The sequence below is a fragment of the Rhizobacter sp. P5_A1 genome, from assembly GCF_056400745.1.
Genome location: NZ_JBFUKR010000008.1, coordinates 158,146 through 182,525, shown reverse-complemented (window position 1 = coordinate 182,525; position 24,380 = coordinate 158,146). Strand labels below are relative to the sequence as shown.

At 67.3% G+C, this 24,380-nt stretch carries 26 protein-coding genes; 7 read left to right on the top strand and 19 right to left on the bottom strand.

From position 1 onward, the window contains the following. Positions 1-86: 86 nt before the first annotated feature. Positions 87-1,202 (bottom strand): site-specific integrase, encoded by a 1,116-nt coding sequence (locus AC1DTW_RS11575; RefSeq protein ID WP_477981240.1) that lies wholly within the window; start codon positions 1,200-1,202, stop codon positions 87-89. 121 nt (positions 1,203-1,323) lie between these two features. On the opposite strand from AC1DTW_RS11575, the gene AC1DTW_RS11570 reads away from it, so the two are divergent. Continuing rightward, positions 1,324-2,313 carry a DNA-binding protein gene (locus tag AC1DTW_RS11570; RefSeq protein ID WP_477981239.1) on the top strand — a complete coding sequence of 330 codons (990 nt, stop codon included), beginning with the start codon at positions 1,324-1,326 and terminating at the stop codon, positions 2,311-2,313. Between the two features lie 719 nt (positions 2,314-3,032). Here the strand turns inward: AC1DTW_RS11570 and AC1DTW_RS11565 are convergent. The 5 genes from AC1DTW_RS11565 to AC1DTW_RS11545 all read right to left on the bottom strand — a co-directional run bounded on the left by AC1DTW_RS11565 (position 3,033) and on the right by AC1DTW_RS11545 (position 6,447). Next, positions 3,033-4,088, bottom strand: a complete 1,056-nt coding sequence (locus tag AC1DTW_RS11565; protein ID WP_477981238.1) for a hypothetical protein — start codon at positions 4,086-4,088, stop codon at positions 3,033-3,035. A 310-nt stretch (positions 4,089-4,398) separates the two neighbouring features. Then, on the bottom strand, positions 4,399-4,593 hold the full coding sequence (locus AC1DTW_RS11560) for a hypothetical protein (RefSeq protein WP_477981237.1): 195 nt from the start codon (positions 4,591-4,593) through the stop codon (positions 4,399-4,401). Between the two features lie 47 nt (positions 4,594-4,640). Continuing rightward, positions 4,641-5,027, bottom strand: a complete 387-nt coding sequence (locus tag AC1DTW_RS11555; RefSeq protein ID WP_477981236.1) for a BPSL0761 family protein — start codon at positions 5,025-5,027, stop codon at positions 4,641-4,643. 213 nt (positions 5,028-5,240) lie between these two features. Beyond that, complete coding sequence (locus AC1DTW_RS11550) at positions 5,241-5,672, bottom strand: hypothetical protein (protein WP_477981235.1); 432 nt, start codon at positions 5,670-5,672, stop codon at positions 5,241-5,243. Between the two features lies 1 nt (position 5,673). After that, the gene (locus AC1DTW_RS11545; RefSeq protein ID WP_477981320.1) at positions 5,674-6,447 is read right to left on the bottom strand and encodes a hypothetical protein; all 774 of its coding nucleotides are present in this window, start codon (positions 6,445-6,447) and stop codon (positions 5,674-5,676) included. On the opposite strand from AC1DTW_RS11545, the gene AC1DTW_RS11540 reads away from it, so the two are divergent. Beyond that, positions 6,384-6,860, top strand: coding sequence for a helix-turn-helix domain-containing protein (locus AC1DTW_RS11540; RefSeq protein ID WP_477981234.1), 477 nt, complete (start codon positions 6,384-6,386; stop codon positions 6,858-6,860). The genes AC1DTW_RS11545 and AC1DTW_RS11540 overlap by 64 nt on opposite strands. A gap of 528 nt (positions 6,861-7,388) precedes the next feature. Here the strand turns inward: AC1DTW_RS11540 and AC1DTW_RS11535 are convergent. The 7 genes from AC1DTW_RS11535 to mltG all read right to left on the bottom strand — a co-directional run bounded on the left by AC1DTW_RS11535 (position 7,389) and on the right by mltG (position 12,357). Then, entirely contained in the window at positions 7,389-7,619 is a 231-nt protein-coding gene (locus AC1DTW_RS11535) for a hypothetical protein (protein WP_477981233.1), read from the bottom strand. A 137-nt stretch (positions 7,620-7,756) separates the two neighbouring features. Beyond that, complete coding sequence (locus tag AC1DTW_RS11530; RefSeq protein ID WP_477981232.1) at positions 7,757-8,401, bottom strand: ankyrin repeat domain-containing protein; 645 nt, start codon at positions 8,399-8,401, stop codon at positions 7,757-7,759. Continuing rightward, complete coding sequence (locus tag AC1DTW_RS11525) at positions 8,382-9,227, bottom strand: TatD family hydrolase (RefSeq protein WP_477981231.1); 846 nt, start codon at positions 9,225-9,227, stop codon at positions 8,382-8,384. Before AC1DTW_RS11525 ends, AC1DTW_RS11530 begins: the two co-directional genes overlap by 20 nt. A 34-nt stretch (positions 9,228-9,261) precedes the next feature. Next, positions 9,262-9,666, bottom strand: a complete 405-nt coding sequence (locus AC1DTW_RS11520) for a PilZ domain-containing protein (protein ID WP_477981230.1) — start codon at positions 9,664-9,666, stop codon at positions 9,262-9,264. Beyond that, a complete protein-coding gene (holB, locus tag AC1DTW_RS11515; RefSeq protein WP_477981229.1) occupies positions 9,663-10,724 on the bottom strand; it encodes a DNA polymerase III subunit delta' in 1,062 nt (353 codons plus the stop codon). Before holB ends, AC1DTW_RS11520 begins: the two co-directional genes overlap by 4 nt. Further along, positions 10,718-11,329: a dTMP kinase gene (tmk, locus tag AC1DTW_RS11510; RefSeq protein WP_477981228.1), complete on the bottom strand. Its 612-nt coding sequence runs from the start codon at positions 11,327-11,329 to the stop codon at positions 10,718-10,720. The genes holB and tmk overlap by 7 nt, the downstream gene beginning before the upstream one ends. Before the next feature lie 32 nt (positions 11,330-11,361). Then, positions 11,362-12,357, bottom strand: coding sequence for an endolytic transglycosylase MltG (gene mltG, locus AC1DTW_RS11505; RefSeq protein WP_477981227.1), 996 nt, complete (start codon positions 12,355-12,357; stop codon positions 11,362-11,364). 80 nt (positions 12,358-12,437) lie between these two features. Here mltG and ygfZ point away from each other — a divergent pair, with 80 nt between their 5' ends. Together ygfZ and AC1DTW_RS11495 are read left to right on the top strand one after the other, a co-directional pair. Then, the gene (ygfZ, locus tag AC1DTW_RS11500; RefSeq protein WP_477981226.1) at positions 12,438-13,367 is read left to right on the top strand and encodes a CAF17-like 4Fe-4S cluster assembly/insertion protein YgfZ; all 930 of its coding nucleotides are present in this window, start codon (positions 12,438-12,440) and stop codon (positions 13,365-13,367) included. A gap of 216 nt (positions 13,368-13,583) precedes the next feature. Continuing rightward, complete coding sequence (locus AC1DTW_RS11495) at positions 13,584-14,546, top strand: NRDE family protein (protein WP_477981225.1); 963 nt, start codon at positions 13,584-13,586, stop codon at positions 14,544-14,546. A 3-nt stretch (positions 14,547-14,549) separates the two neighbouring features. On the opposite strand, the gene AC1DTW_RS11490 is transcribed toward AC1DTW_RS11495, so the two are convergent. From AC1DTW_RS11490 to surE, 6 genes are all read right to left on the bottom strand, one after another. Next, the gene (locus AC1DTW_RS11490) at positions 14,550-15,410 is read right to left on the bottom strand and encodes a YbgC/FadM family acyl-CoA thioesterase (protein ID WP_477981224.1); all 861 of its coding nucleotides are present in this window, start codon (positions 15,408-15,410) and stop codon (positions 14,550-14,552) included. After that, a complete protein-coding gene (locus AC1DTW_RS11485; RefSeq protein WP_477981223.1) occupies positions 15,407-16,366 on the bottom strand; it encodes an alpha/beta hydrolase in 960 nt (319 codons plus the stop codon). The genes AC1DTW_RS11490 and AC1DTW_RS11485 overlap by 4 nt, the downstream gene beginning before the upstream one ends. 74 nt (positions 16,367-16,440) lie before the next feature. Beyond that, the gene (gene rpoS, locus AC1DTW_RS11480) at positions 16,441-17,529 is read right to left on the bottom strand and encodes an RNA polymerase sigma factor RpoS (protein WP_477981222.1); all 1,089 of its coding nucleotides are present in this window, start codon (positions 17,527-17,529) and stop codon (positions 16,441-16,443) included. Between the two features lie 27 nt (positions 17,530-17,556). Next, positions 17,557-18,363: a peptidoglycan DD-metalloendopeptidase family protein gene (locus tag AC1DTW_RS11475; protein WP_477981316.1), complete on the bottom strand. Its 807-nt coding sequence runs from the start codon at positions 18,361-18,363 to the stop codon at positions 17,557-17,559. A 71-nt stretch (positions 18,364-18,434) separates the two neighbouring features. Beyond that, positions 18,435-19,241: a protein-L-isoaspartate(D-aspartate) O-methyltransferase gene (locus tag AC1DTW_RS11470; RefSeq protein WP_477981315.1), complete on the bottom strand. Its 807-nt coding sequence runs from the start codon at positions 19,239-19,241 to the stop codon at positions 18,435-18,437. Between the two features lie 124 nt (positions 19,242-19,365). Next, positions 19,366-20,121, bottom strand: coding sequence for a 5'/3'-nucleotidase SurE (surE, locus tag AC1DTW_RS11465; protein WP_477981221.1), 756 nt, complete (start codon positions 20,119-20,121; stop codon positions 19,366-19,368). A gap of 127 nt (positions 20,122-20,248) precedes the next feature. Between surE and AC1DTW_RS11460 the strand changes: the two genes are divergently transcribed. The 3 genes from AC1DTW_RS11460 (at position 20,249) to AC1DTW_RS11450 (ending at position 24,378) form a co-directional block, all read left to right on the top strand. Next, entirely contained in the window at positions 20,249-21,226 is a 978-nt protein-coding gene (locus tag AC1DTW_RS11460) for an NADPH:quinone oxidoreductase family protein (protein WP_477981220.1), read from the top strand. A gap of 92 nt (positions 21,227-21,318) precedes the next feature. Further along, a complete protein-coding gene (locus AC1DTW_RS11455; protein ID WP_477981218.1) occupies positions 21,319-22,059 on the top strand; it encodes a LuxR C-terminal-related transcriptional regulator in 741 nt (246 codons plus the stop codon). Positions 22,060-22,068: 9 nt separating this feature from the next. After that, entirely contained in the window at positions 22,069-24,378 is a 2,310-nt protein-coding gene (locus tag AC1DTW_RS11450) for a sensor histidine kinase (RefSeq protein ID WP_477981217.1), read from the top strand. Positions 24,379-24,380: the final 2 nt, after the last annotated feature.

Sequence of the window (24,380 nt, the reverse complement as noted above, 5' to 3'; positions counted from 1 at the left end):
TTTTGGAATGCCGCTTCTGATCAATGCCTGATCGGGGGATGACACGTCGAGTAAAACACCGGGGCGCGTTGACTTGGGCCGAGCCACTACTGATCGTCGCCCAGTAGCCGAGCAGCTTTGCTTCCTATTGCTGAAGCCGACCGGAAGTACCCAACCACTGTTGCCACGGACGCGTGCCCCGTCAGGGCCATCGTTTCACCAATCGGCACACCCTGGCGCGCTGCCTCGGTGACGAACCCTGATCGCAGCGAGTGCGCCGAAAAGACTTCTTCCAGCCCGGCCAGCGCCGCCCGCGTCTTCACGATGTCGCGCACGGCCGCAGGGGAGAGCGGTTCACCAATCTTGTCGCCGCGGCGGATGCGCCGAAAGATCGCTCCCGTCTTCACTCCGCTGCGGGCCAACCAATCGTCGAGCGCATCGGCCGCCAGCCCCACGATCGGCTTGTCGTTGTCCTGACCGCTCGTGCCGGCCTGTTCAGTCTTGGAGCGATGCAGCGTGAACACAAAGGTTCGGGCACTGATCTTCTTCACGTTTTCGGTGGTGGCCGCTGTCACCTCTGAACGCCTGCGCCCGCCACTTGACCACGCGAAAAGGAGCAGGGCGCGGTCCCGTACCCCACGCAAAGAATCGTCGCATGTGGCCAGCACTGCCTCCAGCGGATCCTTGGTCAGCGCAGCCTTCTTGTCCTGAACGACGCCCCGTTTGGAATAGGCCCGTCGTGTCTTGGCCAGCAGTTCGCGGACCTTCGGGTCCTGGCAAGGATTGCGAACGGACCTTAGCTGATGGACCTTCGAAAGCACGCTCACGCGGTGAACAAGCGTCGCCAGGGCAGGGGAGCCCAAAGCCGCCTTGAAACCTCCTTCGACCATCGCTCGGTCGATCGCTGGCGGTAGCTCGCATGCCAACCCGTCCGCCGTCGTTCGCTGGGCATGGTCGACGATGAACTGGATCACGACGGGCGCGGGCACCGGTAGCGAGATGGGTTGTCGGTACCGCAGGCTGAACCAAGCTGCCCAATAGCGCAGGGCCGTGTTGTAGCTGCGAATCGTGTTGTCGGATTCACCTTCGGCCAGCAGCGTGCGCATGGCGTCTTCGGCCATCTGACCCAGGCGATCCGGGTCGAGCGGGGCGATTTCCGACTCGGACAACTCGACGGCAATCAGGTTTGCTCGGTGGCCTCGCTTAGCGACGAGGGCTTTCATATCGTATTTATATTGTGTTTATTGTATGATATCTAACGCAATTTCTTACTAGATCGCGATAATCATCTATTATCGTGATTAGATTAGGGAAGAGCAAGCTGCAAGACGTGGGAGACCCACCATGGCACGAGGGATAACAGAAAGCGACGTATGGACGGCATCTGACGCGCTGCTCCTGGAGGGCGCCAGGCCGACGATCGAACGCGTGCGGCAAAAAATCGGACGAGGTTCGCCGAACACGGTCAGCCCGTACCTCGACACATGGTTCAAGAACCTCGGCGGGCGCATCAAGGACCCGGGAGCGTTTTCGGCGCCACCTGCGCTCCCAGATCCCGTGCAGCAGGCCGCACAGCACTTCTGGGACATCGCGTTCGCGCAAACTCGGCTCGACTTCGACGAGCGTCTGAAAGAAGGCATGGCTGCGGCGGTAGCCAACGTCGAGGCGGAGAAGGCACGCGCTGCACAAGCCGAGGCGGCAGCGTTCGAGGCCCTTGCTCGCGCCAACAAACTACAGACTGACCTGGCGGAACGAACCGCCGCACTCGAAAGCGAGGCGCTCGCCCACGCGGCCACCGCGGCGCACCTGCTGGATGCTCGGCAGCAAGTCGCCGAGCTGAAACTGCGCATCGAAACGATCGAGCAGGAGATGACGCGCCTGCGTGAACAGGCCCAACGCGACGTGAGCGGCGCCGTCGAGCGCGCCGCCGGTGCCGAACGCCGCGCGGCGCTGGAAATCGATAGCGAGAGGACGCTTCGGGCCAAGGCGGAGAAGCGGGCCGACGCCTTGGAGAGGCGGCTCGAATCGAGCCAGACGGAGCTTCTCGGCGAACGTTCCCGTCATGTTGAAACCACCGCCAAGATCAAGTCGCTGCAGGAGGACTTGGCGCGCACGCGCGAGGACGTGCGAACCGCGCAGGGCGTGCAGGCAGAGGCAGTCAAGCGCGTCGAAGATGTCGCCATCGCGCTCGCCGAATCACGTCGTCGAGCCGAAGTTGCCGAAGCGCGCGCGGCCTTGAGTGAACGTTTTCTGGCCCAAGTATCGACTGCCTCGCCGGCTAAACCCGTGAAGCCAAGGACGGGAAAGCGCAAGCAAGCCGCCACGACTACTTGATACGAACGGGGCTTCTTGGATGGCCTGCCGCAGCACATCGAGCAGCTGCGGCGCGGAAGTGGAAGTGGCTAACGCCGGAATCGGGTCGAATGGACCCACGTCCGGACCTCTTGTTCGGACACGATCGATTCGGGTCGAACCCATTGCAAGCAAGGAGCGCGTGCTGGCCGGGACGAACCCAACATGCAATTGTTCGCCCGTCAGGCGAACAGCGGTGAGCCGTCCACCGTGCACATGCAGGGGACGCTCTGCCCAGAGCGTTTGCGTCGCTTTGGCATTGTGCCTTTCGCGGGTGGCACCATCGTTGGCGTCGGCGGAGGGGGTCTCATCGGAGACGGCGGCATACAACGTACGTACGTGCATGGTCTGAACCTCAAGTCAAGTTGCCGAAGTCCGCAGACGCACCTTGGGTATCGTCTGTGGCAGTAACTTGGGTTCAGGCGCACGGGCGCCATTAGCGATTCACGCGATGAAAAGTATGGCACAGCCAGGGGCACCTACGTTGCCAAAACTCTGGTCGACCTGTGCTCCGGGCGGCCCGTGCGGCAACTCGGAACCGAGAGCGTTTGCACCTTGGCCGCGTACAGAATCTCGCTGTGTGTGTCGTTGAAGCGCCCCCTGTTCCCGCTGTCACGGGCGATACCCATTGACGCCTTCTACTCCCGGCTTCTCGCGCAGCGGCCGATATCAGTCGTCTCCTTCAAGACTCGGTATATCAATCACTCGCCACTGTTGTCGAGGTCGCGCAAAGCCTCTGGATGCATCATCACCTTGCGCCGCCTTCGAAGAGGCAAGACCTGAGGGTCGAAGGTCCGCAGCAGCTCACCGTGCTGTTCGTTCACGTAACGCAGAATCGTCTGTGCCTCGCGGTCTTCGAACGCTTTCAGTTCTTCGCGTGGTAGCTCCAACGCTTTGGTGTCGCGCAGGAATGACGTGAACCGTACCTGCGCCAGCGCCTCGGGATCGCTGAACACGACCAGAAAGTTGCTTTCGTCTTTCGCACCCTCTGCATAAGGGTCGTCCACTAAAAACGTGGCTGCCATCCGCCGATCCTTGAACTCGACCAGCAGTTCGTCACAGCGTCTCGCCTCAAACGCCCAGACTCGACGCTGCAACTCCTCCAACAGCGCCTCCTGGCCTCCGGCCTGGACGCGCGAGTCCCAACGAATCAAGCCACGCTCCACCTTGCCGTCGTCTGGGCCCGCGACGTAACTATGCGGCAGGATTCGCTGAATCTCGTCGGCAGCGGCCTCCTGCGTGGTGGCGTAGAGGTGCCAGGCCGCCATGCTGAGCGTTAGGTAGCACAGGCGCCCGTCGATCAGGCAGCGGGCCCAGGTGCTATGCAAAGCACCGGCGTACGGCCTGGGAACGTGCTTCGGGTCGTCGCGCTGGCGAGCGTCCTCCTGGAACCAATGATCATCCTGGTCGTACGACAGCAAGGTCGGGAAGTCGAGGATCGAGCGACCTTCAGGAAAGCCATCGTTGAGCATGAACGTGTCCTCGCCGATGCCGACCAGCGGCTGGAGCCACGCGTTCATTTCGTTCTGAAGGTCGGGCGAAACGCGTCCGCGTGACTCAAGCTTGGCGGTGGCTGCCGGTCGGCGATGCCCGTGAGACTTCAGAAGCGCCGCGATGATCGCTTCTCGATCCTCATTCGGCAGCTCGACGCGGTAGCGCAATTGTTCGTCGTTCGGCCAGCCGAAATACTCCGGCCGCACCGCGATCAACGCGCGCCGCAGCTCAGGCTGCCAGTGAGTAACTTCGCCGTCTTCCATCGCTAAAGTAAGTGGGGCCAAGCCGATGATGAACGGGCCGACAAACGCACGTCACAGGGGCCACACTCCAGGTGACGTACGAAGTTCGTTAAGGACCAGGCGTTCCCTTCAGAGGACTGAAGCAGGTCCGCCGGCGTAGTGCCACCCAAGGCAAAGTTGCCGGTGCACAAGTAGGTCTCGTCAGCATCCGCGCCGAGACCTGCTGTGGCCTCGATCAGAACGCGCCGGTACCCGGCGGCGCGGCCAGAGGAAGAGGATGGTGAGCCTGTCATGCGCAAATCGTACTCGTGGGGCGCCAGCGCCGACAGGCCTAGTTCTCCAGCTTTCGACGGATCCTCATGAAGCTTCGCTGGATGTCATCCATCAGTTTGAGCATTCGTTCCAACTGCTGCTCTCCGTCATGGTCGAGTGCAGCAAGACCTTTCAGAATGGTCCTTCGGTTCAGGCCAGCGATGCGCGTGGCGCAAGCACTCAAGGCAGCAAGCGCTTTGAGAAAGTTCGTCACCTCCGAATCATCCGACGCGGTGACAACCCGTTTTGAACGGCGAGAGTTCACTTTGCGTTGGTGGTGATGTCTTCAGGCTGCAACCAACCCTGCAGGCCACCGTGGCAATCGTCGACGCGCGACACGGCATGGTAAAGAGGAAAGTGGCGCAACGTGTACAAGACGAATCGCAGAGTATCGGCGGCGCCTTTGCCACGGACTTGCAACTCCTCGAACAAGGTGCGTGCGTCGTCGACGGCGTCACCAACGTCCTGGGGAAGGTGTCTTGCGCCGGAGGCGAGCAACGCCTGAAGCATGGCCGGCGCCGGGTAGCGCAGCGCGAGCGCCCTCGCGCTGTCGCGGCTCTCGACAGGAACAGCTACATCCTGCTCTATGTCCCTGAGCAGTTCCCATCCCCAACGTAGTGCCCGCATCCTCTCTTCAGGTGTACTCATTTCCTGCATCCGTCGGGATGGCAACAAGCATGAACGGGTTCGGGACGCGAGGTCTATCAGTCATCGGCATCCTTCAATCCGGACCGCACCACAACCACGGCTACGAACTGAGACTCCAACACGAGGTCACCTTGCTCGATCAGCGAACCCACCGGTGCTCGCCAGCGACTCTCAGTTCGACCACAGCTTCTTCGTCCTTGTCCAACGCGCACCTCAATTCGAAGGCCGGCGGTTTGTGAGGTCTTTGGCAAACCTTCTGATGACTTCGCCGACGGCCTGGACTGACTGCTTGGACGACCAGAATGGTTCGTCTCTTAGCGCTTTGACTACGCCCTCCGAGAGGCGGCACATGATTTCAATGTAACGATACAGCCACTCAGAGTCAGTTGTCTTGGCGAAAGGTTTGAGCGCCACAACTCGTACCTGGAGCAAGACATCATCCAAGGCGCTGCCGAGATCGGACGCAACCGGCAAAACACGTGGCACGCTCGGTTCGTTCAGGATCCGATCCGCCAGCTCGGAATCGCCCGCTCTCCTTGCCTCGACGAATCGGGTTAGTTTGTCGTCGTCTGCGCCCTTTTCAATGAGTTGGCCCAACAGCTCCGAGATGCCTGTCGCCCAATCGTCCACGGCAGTGGTCGGCATGCTACGGCCCACCCGACGGTGCGGACAGCCCATCGATGCGTAGCCATTCGGCTGCGGGTCGATTCGACAGACTTCTGTATCGCTCGTCGTACTGCACCAGAGCGAGGGGGGGACGCAAGTCGATGATTGTTCCGAGGGCCGTCCGATCGCCGATCCGTGGGTTCAGTTGAAGCTTGCGCGTTGCCAAATCACGCGCGGCAACGCGCTCGCGGGACTCGGCGGTGGCGCGTTGAAGACGTTCCTCTTCGCGCTGCGCGTAGACAGTCACAAATTCGCTTGCCTGCTCCTTGTCGAAGAAGGCACGAGTCAACTTGTCAACCTGCTTCCCCTGTACTTCGCGGGCCTCACCGAGGCTGCCAGGTTCGCTGACCATCGCTGCGATAAGCTCCCGGCCGGTCGGACGATCGACGCACGCGACAGCGACGGTTGCTTTCCACGGTAGACCACGCGCGCGCTCGGCGTTTATCTTTACGCCCAGCGCGTTGTTGAAGGTGCTCACGGCCGCGCTGGAACTTGCAAGACGTTGCGCGAGGTCGCTGCGTCCGCCATGCACCGCGCACCAGCGTTCGAACCTCGCATTTCCAGCGGAGATCGACGCGGGCACATCGGCGTAGCCCGCAACCTTCGTTGGGCCGTTCACATATTCGTATTGAAGATGGGACGCGCCAGGGAAGGCTGCGATGAATCCCGCCCAGTCGAGCGCATCCGTAGGTGAGGTCACAGTGCAGCTTGCGACAACGACCGCGAGGGGTAGGAAGGAAACGTAGCGGTTCATGCCGCACCTTGGCAGGTCTGGACATCAGAAACGGCATATATGCCGTGTCCAGAAAGATAACACGACGGCAACCTGCTTGCGTGGCCTCTCTACCAAATCGTCCGCCCAAGAAGAAGGTGCTGCCCGTTCGACGAGCAACGTCGTTCGAGCCTCTAGCCGCCAGAGCGTTTGGTGAGGTGATCCGTTCACTGCGTGAAGGGAAGGGGTTGGCCCAAGACCAATTCGCGCTGCTGGCCTGCGTCGACAGGTCGTACTACGGCAAGTTGGAGAGGGGCGAGCGTCAACCCAGCCTTGGGCTGCTACTTCGAATCGCCGGAGGCTTAGGCGTTTCTGGCGCCAAGTTGGTGGAAACGACGGAGGCGCATCTGCGGCGCTCGGGACCAGCGCCGACCGTTGCACTGAGCGAGGCTTGACGTGTCGACCGCTGGATTCGCCAAGTGACTTGGATCGCGCCCACGCCACCGCGCGGTAGCAGGATCCCACTTGGATCGGGCAAATCGCCTTCGGTCGGCGCATACAAGACAGTCGTGTCCGTGTCGATCGGCGAACCATCGGCGCCCGTTGGCAAGTCGTGTGAGACGTGCGGCATTGGGTCGATGGGCGAGCTTTCAGCGGCGCAGGCGTATCAGTTTCAGGGCGACCTGGCCCCTGGCGACGCGCCTACTGTAGCCAGGACAAGCGTTCAAAGATCCGGATGGAGCGCCTCATCGAGCGATCGCGCGCGGCTTGATGGGACTAGCGTCCACATCAAGAGGCGAAGTTGTCCCAGCTTTGTGGCCTCGATTCCCAACTTTGTCTGCCTAGACTTCCTAGCTTTGTCGTCAGCACGCGTCGGCCGAACCAATCAGGTAGTCGAGCTGGCGAGCAATTGATGCGCAGTTCTGCCGGTGAGTTTACATAATATACATTGTCGATCAAACGATGATCAACGAGTCGGGCGCTCAGAGGTCGCCGTCCGACTCCTCCTGCGGCGCCGTCGCATCGATGGACGCATCGACCTCGGCAGTGTCATCGGTGTCTGCGCGTGCGCCCAGCGGCTTGTCCAGCGGTCGGCAGATGCGGCTCTTCAACCGAGCCAGACGGTCGGAGCTCGCCATCGCGGCGAAGATCGCCTCAGGCTCCATCATCAGTGCGAACGGATTCGAAACAATGGACTCAACGGTGGTCGTCATGGCAATCCTTCCTGGTCGGTGGATGCGATGCACTGTAGGACCGCCGCGGCGTGCGCCACAGTGGACGCCGGCCCAAATACCGTGTCGGCGCTTGCCCTACATGTCGTGTCGGCCAGGCTGAGGGTCGTGTCAGCGCCTCAACGCGGCGCGGCCGCCTGCTCGAGCCGCTTGACGAGCGCCTCGCGGCTCGAGATCTTCGCGAAATCGACGGCGCGCAGCCCCTTTTGATTGCGCCGGCCGGCATCGGCGCCACGCACCAGCAACAGGTTCGCGCTGTCCTCGCTGCCGTACTGTGCGGCCATCATCAGCGGCGTCGTGTCGTTGGGCGATGCGGCGTCGATGTTGGCACCGCGCTCGATCAGCAACTGCACGATCTTTGGCTCGGGCCCGGTCGCGGCATAGTGCAGCGGCGACCAGCCGGGCTGGTTCACATTCGCGCCGCGATCCAGCAGCAGCTGCACGGCTGTCAGATCGCCCTTCAACGCCGCCATCATCAACGGCGACTCGCCGGCCTCGTTCAGCGCGTTGACATCGGTCTGCGGCTGACGCAGCAGCAGTGTCGCCGTCTTGGCCGCGCGCTCCTGCAGCGCGATCGTCAGTCCCGGCTGGCCTTTCGGGTCGCGCGTGTTGGGGTCGAACCCGCGCGCCAGCAGGCCCGCCACGTCGCTCGCGTTGTCGTTCCGTATCGCGACGAAGAAGTCTTCATACGAGCCCGCTATTGCCGAAGAAATAACTGACGCGATAATAAGATAGGCGACTATCTTAAAGTGCTTTGTGATCATGCTTTAAGTTCGCTGGAAGCGTCGGCGGCAGCTTGAACAGCCGCTCGAAGTTGGCGCTGGTGGCCCGCGCAACGGTCTCGACCGGCAGGCCCTTCAACGCGGCGATCTGCTGCGCGACGAAGGGCACGTAGGCGGGGCTGTTGGTCTTGCCGCGGTGCGGAACCGGTGCGAGGTAAGGGCTGTCGGTCTCGATCAGGCAGCGGTCGAGCGGCACGAACGTGGCCACGTCGCGCAGCGCCTGTGCGGTCTTGAAGGTCAGGATGCCGGAAAACGAGATATGAAAGCCGAGGTCGAGCGCGGCGCGGGCGACCGCATCGGTCTCGGTGAAGCAATGGAACACGCCGCCTGGGCCGTCTCCGGGTGCCCCGTTCGATGAGCGTGCGGCGCCTTCGTCGCGCAGGATCGCCAGCGTGTCGTCGGATGCGCTGCGCGTGTGCACGACCAGTGGCAGGCCGGTCGCTCGCGCCGCCCGGATGTGGACACGAAAGCGCTCGCGCTGCCATTCCATTTCGGCCATGCTGCGGCCGTTCAGGCGGTAGTAGTCGAGCCCCGTCTCGCCGATCGCGACGACGCGCGGCCGGGCCGCGAGCGCCAGCAGGTCACCCAGGCTCGGCTCGCGCACGCCTTCGTTGTCGGGGTGCACGCCGGCGCTGCACCAGAAGTTGTCGTAGCCGGTCGCGAGCGCGTGCACGTCGTCGAACTCTTCGAGCGTCGTGCAGATGCACAGGGCTCGATCGACCTTGGCGGCGGCCATCTCGGCGCGGATCTCCGGCAGCCGTGCACGCAGCTCCGGAAAACTCAGATGGCAATGGGAATCGACGTACATGCGAGGGCCCCGTGCGCAGCGCAGCGAGGCGGGGTCAGATGGTCTGCGTCGGCTTCGCGGACGAGATCGACGTGCCCAACACTTCCTCGATCTTGATCTTCAGGCCGCGCGTCTTCTCGTCGTTCGGGAAGCGCACCCCGACGCCCTGGGTGCGGCCACCCGAGGCGTTCGCCGGCGTGACCCAGCCGACCTTGCCGGCCACCGGGTAGCGCTGCGGATCGTCGGGCAGCGAGAGCAGCAGGTAGATGTCTTCGCCGAGCTTGTATTCGCGCGTTGTCGGCACGAACAGGCCGCCATCGGTGAACACCGGCATGTACGCGGCGTAGAGCGCGCCCTTCTCGCGAAACACGAGCTGGATCACGCTCGGTCGCGCCGTGCCCGGCCCGGTGGCGGGGCCCAGCGCGGAGGGAACGGTGCGTGGCGGCGGCTTTTCGCTCATGCGCCGGAGTGTACCGAAACGCCCTGCTTCGGCGGCCCTTGGCGCGCAACGACCTGCAGCGCCCGCTGGCCTTGCTGGACCAGCGACTCCGCCATCAGCCCCGCGTTCCATGGGTGCTCGGCATGGCGCGCAATGCGGTTCAACTCGCGCATCCACTCCGACAGTGCTGCCGGATCGGCGCCGGCGCGGATCGACGCGACCGGAAAGTAGCGCGGCGCCGCCCCCGCGGCGACGCAGGCCGCGTCATGGCAGAGCTTTTGCAATGCATCGACGACGCGCGCCAGCGGCCAGGCGCCGAACGCCGCCGACACGCCTTGCGCCACCAGCCCCGGCAGGCGCTGCCACAGCGCCGCATCGACGCCCTGCTTCGTCCACTCGAGCGCCTCCTGCGGCTGGCCACCGGCCGCGGCGAGCAGCACGGCCGGCTCGGCAACGCCCTGTTGCGCCAGCCACTCGATGGCCTGCCCGACCGGCGGCAACGCCATCGGCACACTCTGGCAACGGCTGCGGATCGTCGGCAGCAGCGCGTCGGGCGCGGCGCAGCTGAGCAGGAAGCGCGCGTTGCCGGGCGGCTCTTCGAGCGTCTTCAGCAAGGTGTTGGCAGCGATGCCGTTGATGCGCTCGGCGGGGTGCAGCACGACGACCTTGGCGCGGCCGCGTGCCGAGGTCGTCTGGGCGAAGTTCACTGCGCTGCGCACCGCATCGACCTTGATTTCCTTGCTCGGCTGCTTGGCCTTGCTGGCGCGTTCGGTCGCAGCGTCGTCGGCGTCGGTGGCGGCCCAGCCCAGCGGCTCCTGCAGTGCCTCGGGCAGCAGCACCAGCAGATCGGGATGCGAGTGCGCCTGCACGAGCCGGCAGCTGGCGCAGACGCCGCAGGGCCGCGCCGGCGCGTCGGCCGCCTCGCACAGCCACGCCTGCGCGAGAGCGATCGCGAGCTCGAACTGGCCAACGCCCTGCGGGCCGTGCAGCAGCAAGGCATGCGCGCGCTGCGAATCCAGCGCGCGGAGCAGCAGCGGCGCGAGCCAGGGCAGCGGCAGCTCGCCGTCGGCGCCTACCACCCGCGGGCCCTCAGCGCCGCGTCGATCTGGGCGTGGACGGCGGCGCGGTCGAGCGCCGCGTCGATGCGCACGAACCGCCCGGGCGATGCACTCGCGCGAGCCGCGTAGCCGGCGCGCACGCGCTCGAAGAACTCGAGGTCGCGCTGCTCGAAGCGATCCGCCGCGCGGGCCTGCGCGCGGCGTTGCGCGGCGAGTTCGGCGGGCAGGTCGAACCAGATCGTCAGGTCGGGCTGCAGGCCTTCCTGGACCCACTGTTCGAGCTGCGCGAGTTGCGCCGCCGCCGCGCCGCCGCCGCCGCCCTGGTACGCGAAGGTCGCGTCGGTAAAGCGGTCGCACACGACCGTGTGGCCCACGGCGAGCGCCGGGCGGATCACCGTGCGAAGGTGGTCGCGGCGCGCCGCGAACGCGAGCAGGGTCTCGGTCAGCACATCGGCCGATTCGTGCAGGAAGATCTCGCGCACGCGCTCGGCCAGCGGCGTGCCGCCCGGCTCGCGCGTGGCAACGACGGTCGCGCCGCTTTCGCGCAAGCGCCGCGTGACGGCGTCGAGGTGAGTCGATTTGCCGGCGCCGTCGATGCCTTCGAATGTGATGAATCTGCCGCTCACGCGCCGCCCTGCCCTTGTCGGTTGTTGTGCCGTCACTTCTTGCGCTGGTACTGGTTCACCGCGCGGTTGTGGTCGGACAGAGTTTCGCTGAATTCGCTGCTGCCATCGCCGCGCGAGACGAAGTACAGCGCCCTTGTCGGGTCGGGCCGCACCGCGGCGAGCAGCGAGGCCTTGCCGGGCATCGCGATCGGTGTCGGTGGCAGGCCGGTACGCAGGTAGGTGTTGTACGGCGTGTCGGCAAGCAGGTCGCGCTTGCGCAGGTTGCCGTCGAAGCTCATGCCCAGGCCGTAGATGACGCTCGGGTCGGTCTGCAGCGGCATGCCGGCACGCAGCCGGTTCACGAACACGCCGGCGACGCGGCCGCGGTCGGCGCCCACGCCGGTTTCCTTCTCGACGATCGACGCGAGCACGAGCGCGTCATCGGCGCTGCGCAGCGGCGTGTCGGGCGTGCGCTCCTGCCAGGCCGCGTCGAGGCGCTTCTGCATCGCGTGGTAGGCGCGCTTCAGCACCGCCAGGTCGCTGCTGCCCTTGCTGTAGGCGTAGGTGTCGGGATGGAAGCGGCCCTCGGGCGAGAGCTCCGGCGGCGCGCCGAGTGCGGCCATGACCTGCGCATCGGTCATCGCCAGGGTCGTCGGCTTCAGCGCGTCGGCCTTCGCGAGTTCGGCGCGGAACTGGCGGAAGGTCCAGCCCTCGATCAGGCGCACGACGGCCAGCGTCTCGTCGCCGCGCACCATCTTCTTCAGCAGCGCGATCGGCGTCACGCCGCGGCCGATCTCGTAGCTGCCGGCGCGGATCTTGCGCGCCTGGCCCGACCAGCGGAACCATTCGTACAGCAGCACCGGAGAGGTCTGCACGCCCGCCTGCACCCAGTCCTGCGCGATCTCGCGCGGCGGCGTGCCCAGCTCGATCGACAGTTCGACCGAATCGGCAGCCAGGTCGAGCGGGCGGTTCAGCCACCACAGTGCACCACCGGCTGCCGCGACGATGGCGAGCAGCGAGAGGATCACGAATGCACGCCAGAATTTCATCGACCTGCCGCGTCGCGCAGCGCGCGCGAACGCCGAAACCCCAGGGGAACAAGAATCATGGGCGGTGATGATAATCGGCCATGAATATGCCATTTGCCATTGACGGCATCGCGCCGCTGACCCACCTGGGCCTGATCCGCGCCCGCGGTGCCGACGCCGTGAAGTTCCTGCAGAGCCAGCTGACGAACGATGTCGCCGGGATGGATGCATCCGCCGCGCGCCTCGCCGGGTTCTGCTCGGCGAAGGGGCGCTTGCAGGCCAGTTTCATCGTCTGGAAGCTCGCACCCGACGAACTGCTGCTGGCCTGCGCGGCCAGCGTGCTGCCGGCAACGTTGAAGCGCCTGTCGATGTTCGTGCTGCGCGCGCAATGCAAGCTCAGCGACGCGAGCGCCGAGCTCGCGCTGTTCGGCGCAGCTGGCGCCAGTGCCGCGGCAGCGATGGCCGACGCGTCGCCCTGGGACGTGCGCCCGGCAACCGGCGGCACGGCGGTGCGCTTGCCGGACGTCGACGGCGTGCCGCGCAGCTTGCTTGCCGTCGCCCCCGCCGAGGCGGTCGCCGCCGCGCTGCCGCTGGACCTGTGGCGCCTGCTCGAAGTGCGCTCCGGCATTCCGCTGATCGAGGCGGCCACGGTCGAACAGTTCGTGCCGCAGATGCTGAACTACGAGCTGATCGGCGGCGTCGACTTCCAGAAGGGCTGCTACCCGGGCCAGGAGATCGTTGCCCGCAGCCAGTACCGCGGCACGATCAAGCGGCGCATGTTCCTGTTCGAGTGCGACGCCCAGGCGGCCGCCGGTCAGGAGGTGTTTCACAGCGCCGACGCCGGCCAGCCCGCCGGCATGGTCGTCAACGCGGCGCCGCTGCCCGGCGGCGCCGGCTCGGCGGCGCTGGTCGAGGTGAAGCTGGCCGCGCTCGAGGCGGGCAGCCTGCATCTCGCGAGCGTGGCCGGCGTGCGACTGCGACCCGGCGCGCTGCCCTACGGCGTGCCGCATGACACGGCCCTGCCCGCCTGAGCCGGCGCGGCTCCTTCGCATAAGTCACAATCGTTGACAATCCGTCGGCCCTTCGGTCGACGCTTGTCGGCGGGGTGCGATGCGGGAAGTGTTCGTCTACGATCGGGCCCGAGCGGGCGATGCGGCAGCGGCGCCGGGGGCGCACCGCGCGGTGCAGCGGTGCTCGCGCGAGCAGCAGCAGCTTGCCGGCCCGCGCCGGGCCGAGGCGCTCGTCGCATGTGCCTCGTAGCGCTGGCGATCGACCAGCACGAGCGGTTTCCGCTGGTGGTCGCGTCGAATCGCGACGAGTTCTTCCGGCGCCCGACCGCGCGCCTGGACTGGTGGACGCCGAGCCCCGGCGCCCCGGACGTGCTGAGCGGGCGCGATCTGCAATCGGGCGGCACCTGGCTGGGCGTCACGGCCGGGGGCCGGATGGCGCTGCTGACGAATGTGCGCGGCGCTCGGGGGCACGAGGCCGATGCGCCGTCGCGCGGCCGCATCGTCACCGATTGGCTCGCGGCACGCGAACCGACCGCCGATTTCTGGACCCGCACCGCGCTCTCCGGCCACAACGGCTTCAACCTGGTTGCCGCGGACTTCAGCCGCGGCGAGTGCTTCTGGGCGTCGAACATCGACGGCCAGCCGCGGCGCCTGGGCCCCGGCCTGTATGGTTTGTCGAACGCCGGCCTGGATGTGCCCTGGCCGAAAGTCGTCGCGCTGAAGGCGCAGGTGCGCGAGGCGCTGGCGAGCTCGGCGTCCGTCGACGCCCTTGCCGAGCAGCTGTTCGCGGCACTGGGCGACCGTTCGGTCGCGACGGACGACGCGCTCCCGCGCACCGGCATCCCGCTGAGCTGGGAGCGCCAGCTGTCGGCCGCATTCATTCGCACGCCCGACGAGCGCTACGGCACGCGCTGCTCGACTCTGATCATCACCGAGCGCTCGGCACGCCAGCCGATCACGCATGTGTTCGAGCGCAGCTTCGACGCGGGCGGTGCGGTTGCGCTGCTGCGCAGTTCCTCGCTGCGCAACTGGCCGCCGCGCGACAGCGAGGGCGATCTGGTGGAGGTCGTCGAGCGCCTCGCGCTGCCCTGCCCGACGCCGCCGCCCGACGCGCCCGCGCCTTCGATCCGGCGCAGCCGCGTGCGCAGCCTGGGCGCCCCGGCCGCGAGCGCCTTGCTGCGGCAGATCGACGCCGATTGAAGCTCAGAGCGCGCGCGTCATCTCGATGTGCGCGATGTCCGCCTCGTCGAACACCGGCCCGGCCGGCGTGAAACCGGCGCGCGCATAGAAGCCCTGCGCGCTGGTCTGCGCATGCAGCCGCACCTCGTGGTCGCCGCGCGACCGTGCCGCCTGCATCAGTGCACCGAGCACCATGCGCCCGACGCCACTGCCGCGCAGCGCCTGGATCGCCGCCATCCGGCCGATCCGGGCAATGCCCGGCATCTCGTGCCGCAGCAGGCGTCCGGTCGCGAGCGGCCGCCCGAAGCGGTTGAACGCGACCGCGTGCACCGCGTCGGCGTCGCTCTCGTCCCACTCCATCTCGATCGGGATCTTCTGCTCGTCGATGAACACCTCGGTGCGGATCGCCCGCGCGTGCGGGCCGAGCATGTCCCAGCCGCCAACGCGCAGCTCGACCATCGCCTCGCCGGCCTCGAACCCGTTCAGCACCGCACGCAGCGCTTGCGGCACCGGCTTCGAGGTCTGTGTGTGCGGGTCGGCGAACACATAGACGAGCTCGCAACCGACGAGCAGCTGGTCCTGCCGAAACGCTGCCGCGCTGAACAGGATCGACGAGTTGCCGATGCGCGCACAGCGCAGGCCGATGTCGAGCAGGTCGTCGTAGCGCGCGGAGGCTTCGTATTCGAGCGTCGCCTTGCGCACGAAGAGATCGCCGCCGAGCTGCGCCATCGTCGGCGCGTACGGCATCGCGAGCGCACGCCAGTAGCCGGCGACCGCGGTGTCGAAGTACATCAGGTAGTGACCGTTGAAGACGATCTGCTGCGCGTCGATCTCGGCCCAGCGCACGCGCAGGCGATCGAAATGTCGGAAGTCGGTTCGCTTCATGGGTGTGATGTGGCTGAGTCGTCGAACGCGGCCTGCAGCGCCGCGCCGATCGCCGCCTGCGCGGCCTCGGCCTCGGGCAGCACGCGGCCGAGCTTGATGAAATCGTGCGTGACACCGCGGTACAGCTCGAGCTCGACCGGCACCAGCGACGCCCGCAGTCGATCGGCGTAGGCCAGCCCTTCGTCGACCAAGGGGTCGCACTCGGCCAGCACCACCAAGGCGGGTGCGACGCCGTCGAGCGCATCGGCCTCGAGCGGCGCGAAACGCCAGTCGCCGCGCTGCGCGACATCGATGTACCGATCGAAGAACCACGCGATGTCTTCGGCCTCCAGCAGATAGCCGTGCGCGTAGCGGCGCTGCGACGGCGAGTCGGTGCGCGCGGCGGTGCCCGGTGTGATCAGCAGCTGCAGTCGCAGCGGCAGATCGATCGCGCGGGCATGGATCGCGCAGGCCGCGGCCAGCGTCCCTCCGGCGCTGTCGCCGCCGACCGCGAGTCGCGCGGCGTCGAGGCCGAGCGTGCCGGCGTGCGCGGCGAGCCAACGCATCGCCGCCCAGGCATCGTCGACGGCCGTCGGGAAGCGATGCTCGGGCGCGAGCCGGTAGTCGAGCGCGACGACCGCGGCGCCGCTGCGCTGTGCGATCTGGCGGCACAGGCTGTCGTGGGTCTCGAGGCTGCCGATCGTGAAGCCGCCGCCGTGCAGGTACAGCAGCACCGGCAGCCGGCGGTTCGAGTTCGCGTACAACCGCGCGGCCAGCGGCGTTCCGTCGGTTGCCGGAATCAGCAGATCTTCGACGCGTGCCAGCGGTGCACGAGGGAGGTCCAGGATCTCGGCGCCTTCGTCATACGCGCGCCGCGCTTCCTGCGGGCTCATCGCATGGAACGGCGGGCGATTCGCGCGGCGGATGTTCTGCAGCAGGCCGGCCATGCGGCGCGTCAGCGGCGGCGACGCGGTCATCTCAAGCAAATGTGGCTTTGCCACTTTGCTTGACCCGTGGGGGCGGGGATGGCGAGGCCATTTCCTGGGGCAGCTCAGAAGATCGAGTCGCGATCGACACCCTGGCGCAGCATCCGGCGCCGCAGCTTCAGCAAGGCCTCCTGCTGGATCTGGCGGATGCGCTCGCGCGTCAGGCCGAGGCGCTCGGCCAGCACTTCGAGCGTCTCGGGTTCGCGATCGCCCAGGCCGTAGCGCCCGGCCACGACCTCGCGCTCGCGGTCGTTCAGCTCGTCGAGGCCGTGGTTCAGCAGGAGCTCGACCTCGTTGCTCAGGGTCAGGCTCATCGGGTCGGTCGAGCCGTCGTCGGCGACACTGTCGAGCACCGAATCGCCGCTGCCTTCGCCGGCGTGGCGTTCCATCGGCGCATCGAGCGAGGTCGGCTGCTCGGCAAACTTCAGCAGCGCATCGACCTCTTTCGCCGGCCGGCCGAGCATGGCGGCAACATCCTCGACCCGCACCGGTCGGTCGCTGTGGCCGGCGCTCGCCGACTCGGCTTCGAGCGCGCGGCGCGCCTTCAGGACATGGTTGAGCTCGCGCACCACATGCACCGGCAATCGCACCAGCCGGGCCTGGTGCATGATCGCCCGCTCGATGCTCTGGCGCACCCACCACGACGCGTAGGTCGAGAAGCGAAAGCCGCGCTCGGGCTCGAACTTGCCGATCGAGTGCATCAGCCCGAGGTTGCCTTCCTCGATCAGGTCGGTCATCGGCAGGCCGCGGCCCAGGTAGTTCTTCGCGATGCTGACGACGAGTCGCAGGTTGTGCTCGATCATCGCCTGGCGCGCCGCGAAGTCGCCCGCACGGGCGCGCGTGGCGGTGTCGAACTCTTCTTGCGGCGTCAGCAGCGGCGCGCGGCGGATCTCGCGCAGATAGCTCTGCAGCGTGTTGCCGACCTCGGCCTCTCCGGCCGCGATCTCGACGCGGTCGGTCGCGATCGCGGCGCCGCTGTCGTCATCGACCGGCACGGCCGCGTCGATCTCGATCTCGGGCTCGGCGGGCAGCTCGCCCGGGGCGCGCGACGCTCCGTTCAGCCGCAGCGCCGCCGCGATTGGCGGCGCCGCAGGCACACCGTTCGCGACGGGGTCAGGCGCGATGCCAGTCGGCGGGGAGCGCTTTCTCGGCATGCTGCTTCCACGGTTGGTTCGACGCCGTCAGCGCGGCGGCAACAGCTTCGCCGGGTCGATCGGCTTGCCTTGCTTGCGGATCTCGAAGTGCAGCTTCACGCCGTCCGAGTCGGTCGAACCCATCTCGGCAATCTTCTGGCCGCGCCGCACGGTCTGGTCTTCCTTGACGAGCAGCGTCTGGTTGTGCGCGTAGGCGGTCAGGTAGGTGTTGTTGTGCTTCAGGATGATCAGGTTGCCGTAGCCGCGCAGGCCCGAACCGGCGTAGACAACACGGCCGTCGGCGGCGGCCAGCACCGGATCGCCGGCCTTGCCGCTGATCGCCAGGCCCTTGGCCTTGCCTTCATCGAATGGCGCGAGCACGGCACCGGCGGCTGGCCAGGCCCAGTTCACGTCGTCGTCGCCGTCACGCGCGACTGCCGCGGCGGCCGGTGGCGGCGCCGCCGAGGCCCCGCTCGCCGCGGTCGCTGCGGCCTTTGCATCGAGCGGCTTGGTCTCGACGCGCGCGCTCGTGATCGGCTTGCTCGACGCGGCGTTCGGGTCGACACCGGGCGGCACGACGCGCAGCACCTGACCGACCTCGATGATGTTCGGGTTGTCGAGCGTGTTCCACTTGACCAGGTCTTTCCAGTTCTGGCCGTTCTCGAGACCGATGCGGATCAGCGTGTCGCCCGGCTTCACGGTGTAGTAGCCCGTCTTGCCGCTGTTCTCGGCACCCGGCAACGGCTTGGGCGCCTCGCCCGGCGCCGACGCGGGCGCCGTCGGGACAGCCGCCCTCGCGCCCGCGCCGCGGTCTTCGACGGGCGCGCGGTTCGGCGTGCTCGTGCAGGCCGCCATCGCAGCAGCGACGAGCAGCAGCGCACCCAGCCGTTTCGCTTCATTCATCAGCATGTTCTTGTTGTCCATCGTCATCCTGCAACCATGCCCGATTTTAAAGGGACGAAGTGCACCGCCTCGTAGACGTTTTGCGCGAAGCCCTGATCGGTGCGATCGACGACCATCAACACCTGGCGCTCGGTGCCGGCCTGCCTCACAGGCGACACGAGGCGGCCGCCGACGGCGAGTTGATCGAGCCAGGCTTGCGGCAGCGCATCGCCTCCGGCCGCCGCGATGATGCTGTCGTAAGGCGCGTTCGGCGCGTGGCCGCGCATGCCGTCACCATACACCAGCCGCATGTTGGCCGGCCGCAGCGGTGCGAGCAGTTCGCGCGCCTTGTCGTGCAGCGGGCGCAGGCGTTCGACCGAGATGACCTGCTTCGACAGCAGCGCGAGCACCGCCGCCTGGTAGCCGCAACCGGTGCCGATCTCGAGCACGCGGCCGAGCGAGCGCGACTGACGCGCGCTCGCGCCGCCCATCAGCAGCTCGATCATCCGCGCGACCACCGAAGGCTTGGAGATCGTCTGGCCGTGGCCGATCGGCAGGCTGGTGTCTTCGTAGGCCTGCGTCACCAGCGCAGCATCGACGAAGCAATGGCGCGGCACGGTCGCCATGGCCTCGAGCACCTGCTCGTGCGTCACGCCGGCGCCGCGCAGACGCTGCGCCATGCGCTTGCGCACGTCGGCCGAGTCGAGCCCGATGCCCGATGGCGCGACGCGACGCGATGCATCGGCATGCGCGTGCTCGAGCAGCTTCTGCGGCCGCAACACCGCGCGCGCGGCGGCGGCCGTGGCCTGCAGTTTCGGCGCGCTTGTCAGCGCCGGCGTCGCGGCCGGCAGGACCGGGCGTCGGGCGACCTTGGTGCGCGAGCTCAGTTCATTCAGGCGCAGCGGGAACTTCGACGCACGCCTGTCGGCCCCGCTCAATGGGCGACCTCCGTGCGACGCACTCCGGCCCGGCGGCTCATGCGGAGCCCTGGCCCAGCCAGTCCCACCAGTCGGGCAACGCGCCGTGTTCGGTCAGGTCGACCTGCAGCGGCGTGATCGAGACCTGGCCGCTCGCGGTGGCATGGAAGTCGGTTCCGGGGCCGGCCTCGCGCGCGTCGCCGGCCGGGCCGATCCAGTACATCGTGTCGCCGCGCGGGCTGATCTGGCTGATCAGCGGTTCGCTGGCATGGCGGCGCCCGAGGCGCGTGACGACGCGCGGCAAGGCGTCGGCATCGGCGCGGTTCGGGATGTTGACGTTGAGCAGGTAAGGCGAGCGCAGCGGCGGGTGCTTCAGCACGTGGTCGATCACGCTGCGTGCGACGCGCGCGGCGGCATCCAGATCGCCCCAGCCCTTTTGCACCTGGGAGAACGCGATCGCCGGGACGCCGAACAGAAAGCCCTCCATCGCCGCCGCGACGGTGCCGGAGTACAGCGTGTCGTCGCCCATGTTGGCGCCGTTGTTGATGCCGGAGACGACCAGGTCGGGCCGGTGCGGCAGCACGCCGGTCAGCGCGAGGTGCACGCAGTCGGACGGCGTGCCGTTGATGTACAGGAAGCCGTTGCTTGCGGTGTGAACGGTCAGGGGCCGCCCCAGCGTCAACGAATTCGACGTGCCGCTCGCGTTTTGCTCGGGGGCCACGACGTCGAGATCCCCGAGGCCTTCGCAGGCCTTCACGAGGGCCGCGAGACCGGGGGCCAGATAACCGTCGTCATTGGCGATCAGAATGCGCATCGGCCGATTGTAGGGATTCGCCCGGGCTCGATTTCGTCGCGTCGCGTCGGCGACGCAGCAGCACCGAAGCGCTGCGTATGATCCAGCGCAACGCCGCGCACGCGGTGATCTGAACGAGGAGACACCCATGCATGCCTGGCTGTGCGAGAACCCCATCGGCGTCGACGCGCTGGTCTGGAAAGAACTGCCCACGCCCGAGCCGCAGGCCGGCGAAGTGCGCGTCGCAATCCGCGCGGCGAGCCTGAACTTTCCGGACCTGCTGATCGTGCAGAACAAGTACCAGATGAAGCCGGCGCTGCCGTTCGTGCCGGGCTCCGAGTACGCCGGCGTCGTCGAAGCGGTCGGCGAAGGCGTCACGCAGCTGAAGCTCGGCGATGCGGTCGCGGCCTTCGGCGGCACCGGCGGCTTCGGCACGCACGCGGTCGTGAAGGCGGCGCTCGCGATGCCGTTGCCGCCGGGCTTTGCGTTCGACGATGCCTCGGCATTCGTGCTCACCTATGCGACCACGCACCACGCACTGCTCGACCGCGCCGCGCTGAAGGCCGGGGAGACCGTGCTGATCCTCGGGGCGGCGGGCGGTGTCGGCACCGCGGCGATCCAGATCGCGAAGGCCGCGGGCGCGCGCGTGATCGCGGCGGCATCGAGCGACTCGAAGTGCCGGCTGTGCAAGACGCTCGGCGCCGATGCGACGATCAATTACAGCAGCGCGAACATCCGCGACGAGATCAAGGCGCTGACCGACGGCAAGGGCCCCGACGTCGTCTACGACCCGGTCGGCGGCGACCTGGCCGAGCCGGTGTTCCGCTCGATCGCGTGGCGCGGCCGTTACCTCGTCGTTGGCTTCGCGCAGGGCGGCATCCCGGCGCTGCCCTGGAACCTCGCGTTGCTGAAGGGCGCGTCGATCGTCGGCGTGTTCTGGGGCGATTTCGCACGCCGCGAACCGAAGGCGAACGCGAAGGCGCTGGCCGAGCTGGCAGGCTGGTACGCGCAAGGCAAGGTCAAGCCGGTGATCGACCAGCGTCTGCCGATGGAGCAGCTGCCGAAGGCTTTCGAAATCATGGCCGGACGCCAGGTGCACGGTAAGCTCGTGATGACGAACGGCTGAGCGCGCGACGCAGCTGTGAACCCTCGTTACAGCGTGCGTTGCGCACTGGCGATGCGCTACCATCGACGGCATACAAAGGAGGGGCGCAGGAGATGCCAGTCAAGGTACTCATCGTCGAGGACAACCCGGTCGCGCGGAGCTTCCTGACGCGTGTCGTGCGCGAGAGCTTCAGCGATGCGCTCGTCATCACCGAGGCGGGCGATCTTGAAACCGCGCGCCGCCAGATCGGCCCGTTGCGCGAGGGCGTGCAGGCGCTCGATCCGTTCAAGCTGATCCTGGTCGACCTCGAACTGCCCGACGGCAACGGCATGGAGTTGCTCGCCGAACTCGGTGCCTACCCCGCGACCAAGATCGTCACGACGCTCTACTCCGATGACGACCACCTGTTCCCGGCGCTGCAATGCGGCGCTGACGGCTACCTGCTGAAGGAAGACCGTTTCGAGGTGCTGGTCGAAGAACTGCAGAAGATCGTGCGTGGCCAGCCGCCGCTGTCGCCGGCGATCGCGCGCCGTCTGCTGACGCACTTCCGGCACGGCCCGGGCGGTGGAAGCGCGCCGAACAACACCGGTCCGGTGGCGCTGTCGTCGGGGTTCCAGAGCAGCCGGCCGATGCCGATGGGCCGCGGCGCGCCGCTCGACCACGAGCGCCTGACGCCGCGCGAGAGCGAGGTGCTGACCTACCTGAGCAAGGGCTTCACGATCAAGGAGATCGCGAACCTGATGGGCATCAAGTGGTTCACCGTCAACGACCACATCAAGTCCATCTACAAGAAGCTCAACGTCTCGAGCCGCGCCGAGGCGGCGGTTCTGGCCAGCAAGCAAGGCCTTGTCTAGACCACTGTCGTGGCGCACGAAGGCACTGACCCGCCCCGCACGCCCGGCCTGAACAACACCTGGCCCGGGCGGACTTCGCCGACCTGGACCGGCCTGCCGAGTCATTTGTCCGAGTCGGCACTCGACTCCGGCCTGAGCGATCTGAGCGGGGTCGACGGTCAACCGGCTGCGCGCTGGACCGGTTGGCGGCTGCGTCTGCTCGTGGCCTTCGGGCTGCTCGGCTGCCTGGGCATCTTTGCGCTGGCCCGCGCGCTGATGGCGGCGCCCCACATCGATGCGAACTGGCGCGCCGACATGCAGGGCCGAATCGAGCTCGTCGCAAGCAACGATTCCGCGCTGCACCCGCACATCGGCCAGACGCTCCAGGCCATCCTCGGCGGCGACACGACGGTGGCGCTGAACGACGCGCTCGCGCTCGAGCGTTCGCCGCGCTGGGTCATCGACGATGCCGAGCGCGCGCGCCAGCGCGGCCTGCACGAGCAACTCGCGCTCGCGCTCGCGCAGGAAGAGGTCACGCTGTCTTTCGCCGATGGCTCGAAGGTCGCGTTGCACCCGACGCCACGCGGTCTGACCGGCTTGCCGATCCTGTTCTGGCTGCTGCTGCTGTTCGCGCTCGGCCTGTGCCTCGTCGCGGTCGTGGTGCTGCTCGCTCAGCCGAACGGCCGCAACCTGGTCTATGCGGTGATGGCGCTGTCGCAGGCCGGCAACCTGCTGTTCATCGCAGTCGAGGCCACGCTCGAGTTCGGCTTGCCGACGCCGTTCGCGCGCCTGGACATGCCGGCCCGCATGGCCTTCGATCTGTTCACCGCCGCCGCGATGGTCAACGCCGCCTGCCTGCACCCGCGGCGGCTGCCGGGCTCGGGCTGGTTCGCACTGTTCGCCTGGGGTGTCGCGTTCGCGCTGGTCGGCAGCTTCGCGGCCGGCTGGCTGCACAACGTCTGGTGGTGGATCCAGGGCGCGGTGATCGATCTCGGCCTGCTCGCGATCGGCCTGCTGAGCTGGTCGTACCGGATCGAGCCGCACCCGTTCGCGATCGTGCTGCGGCGTTTCGGCATCGTCACCGTCGCGACCTGGACGCTGCTGACCGTCGCGCTCGCCGCGGCCGACCACCTGCCAGGCATGCCGCACAACATCGCCGACATCGGCTCGATGGTCTGGTACGTGTTCCTCGGCTCGCTGCTGCTGCTCGTGCCGTTTCTCGCGACCTCGCAGAACTTCATGCGCGAGTTCGCGCTGCTCGCCGCGATCAGCACCGTCGCGACCTCGCTCGACCTGCTCTTCGTCGCGGTGTTCTCGCTCGGCCAGTTCGCCTCGCTGACGCTGTCGTTGTTTGCCTCGCTCGCGGTCTATTCGGGCGTGCGGCAGTGGATTCTGAACCAGCTGCGTGGCAGCAGCATGCTGACCACCGAGCGCATGTTCGAGCAGCTGTACCGCATCGCCCGCGAGGTCGAGGCGCAGCCCGAACGCACGCCGGCGCTGCTGTCGCAACTCCTCGGCGACCTGTTCGAGCCGCTCGAGGTCAACGTCGTCGATCGCCGCACCGGCAAGACGCGTGTGGCCGGCGACGGCTCGAGCATGCTCGTTCCCGTGCCGCTGCTCGGCGGCGACACCACGCCGCGCGGCTCGGTGATGATCCGCTTCGCGCAGCGCGGGCGGCGCCTGTTCACCTCCGAAGACGCTCGCCTGACCGACCGCATCGTCGAACAGCTGCGGCGCGCGGTGCACTTCGACAAGGCCGTCGAGCAGGGGCGCAGCGAGGAGCGCATGCGTCTCGCGCAAGACCTGCACGACGACATCGGCGCCCGGCTGCTGACCCTGATGTACAAGGCGCAATCGCCCGAGATGGAAGACTACGTGCGCCACACCCTCCAGGACCTGAAAACCCTGACGCGCGGGCTCGCGGCCTCGAACCACCGGCTCTCGCACGCGGCGGCCGAGTGGAAGACCGATCTGTCGCATCGGCTCACCGCGGCGCACGTCGAACTGAAGTGGACCTTCGCCTTCGACGAAGACATCCTGCTCACGGTGGTGCACTGGTCGGCGCTGACGCGTGTGATGCGCGAGCTCGTCAGCAACGTGATTGCGCATTCGCAGGCGCAGCAGCTCGACATCGACTTCCGTCTCGAGAGCGACCGCATCGAGCTGACGATCACCGACGACGGCGTCGGCCGCAATCCGCGCGCCTGGTCGCACGGGCTCGGGCTGGGCGGCGTTCGCAAGCGCGTCAAGCAGCTCGGCGGCGAGGTCGAGTGGCGCGAGGTGGCGCCGCACGGGATCAGTTGCCGGGTGATCATCCGCGACCTGTCGGCGCGGTGGTGACG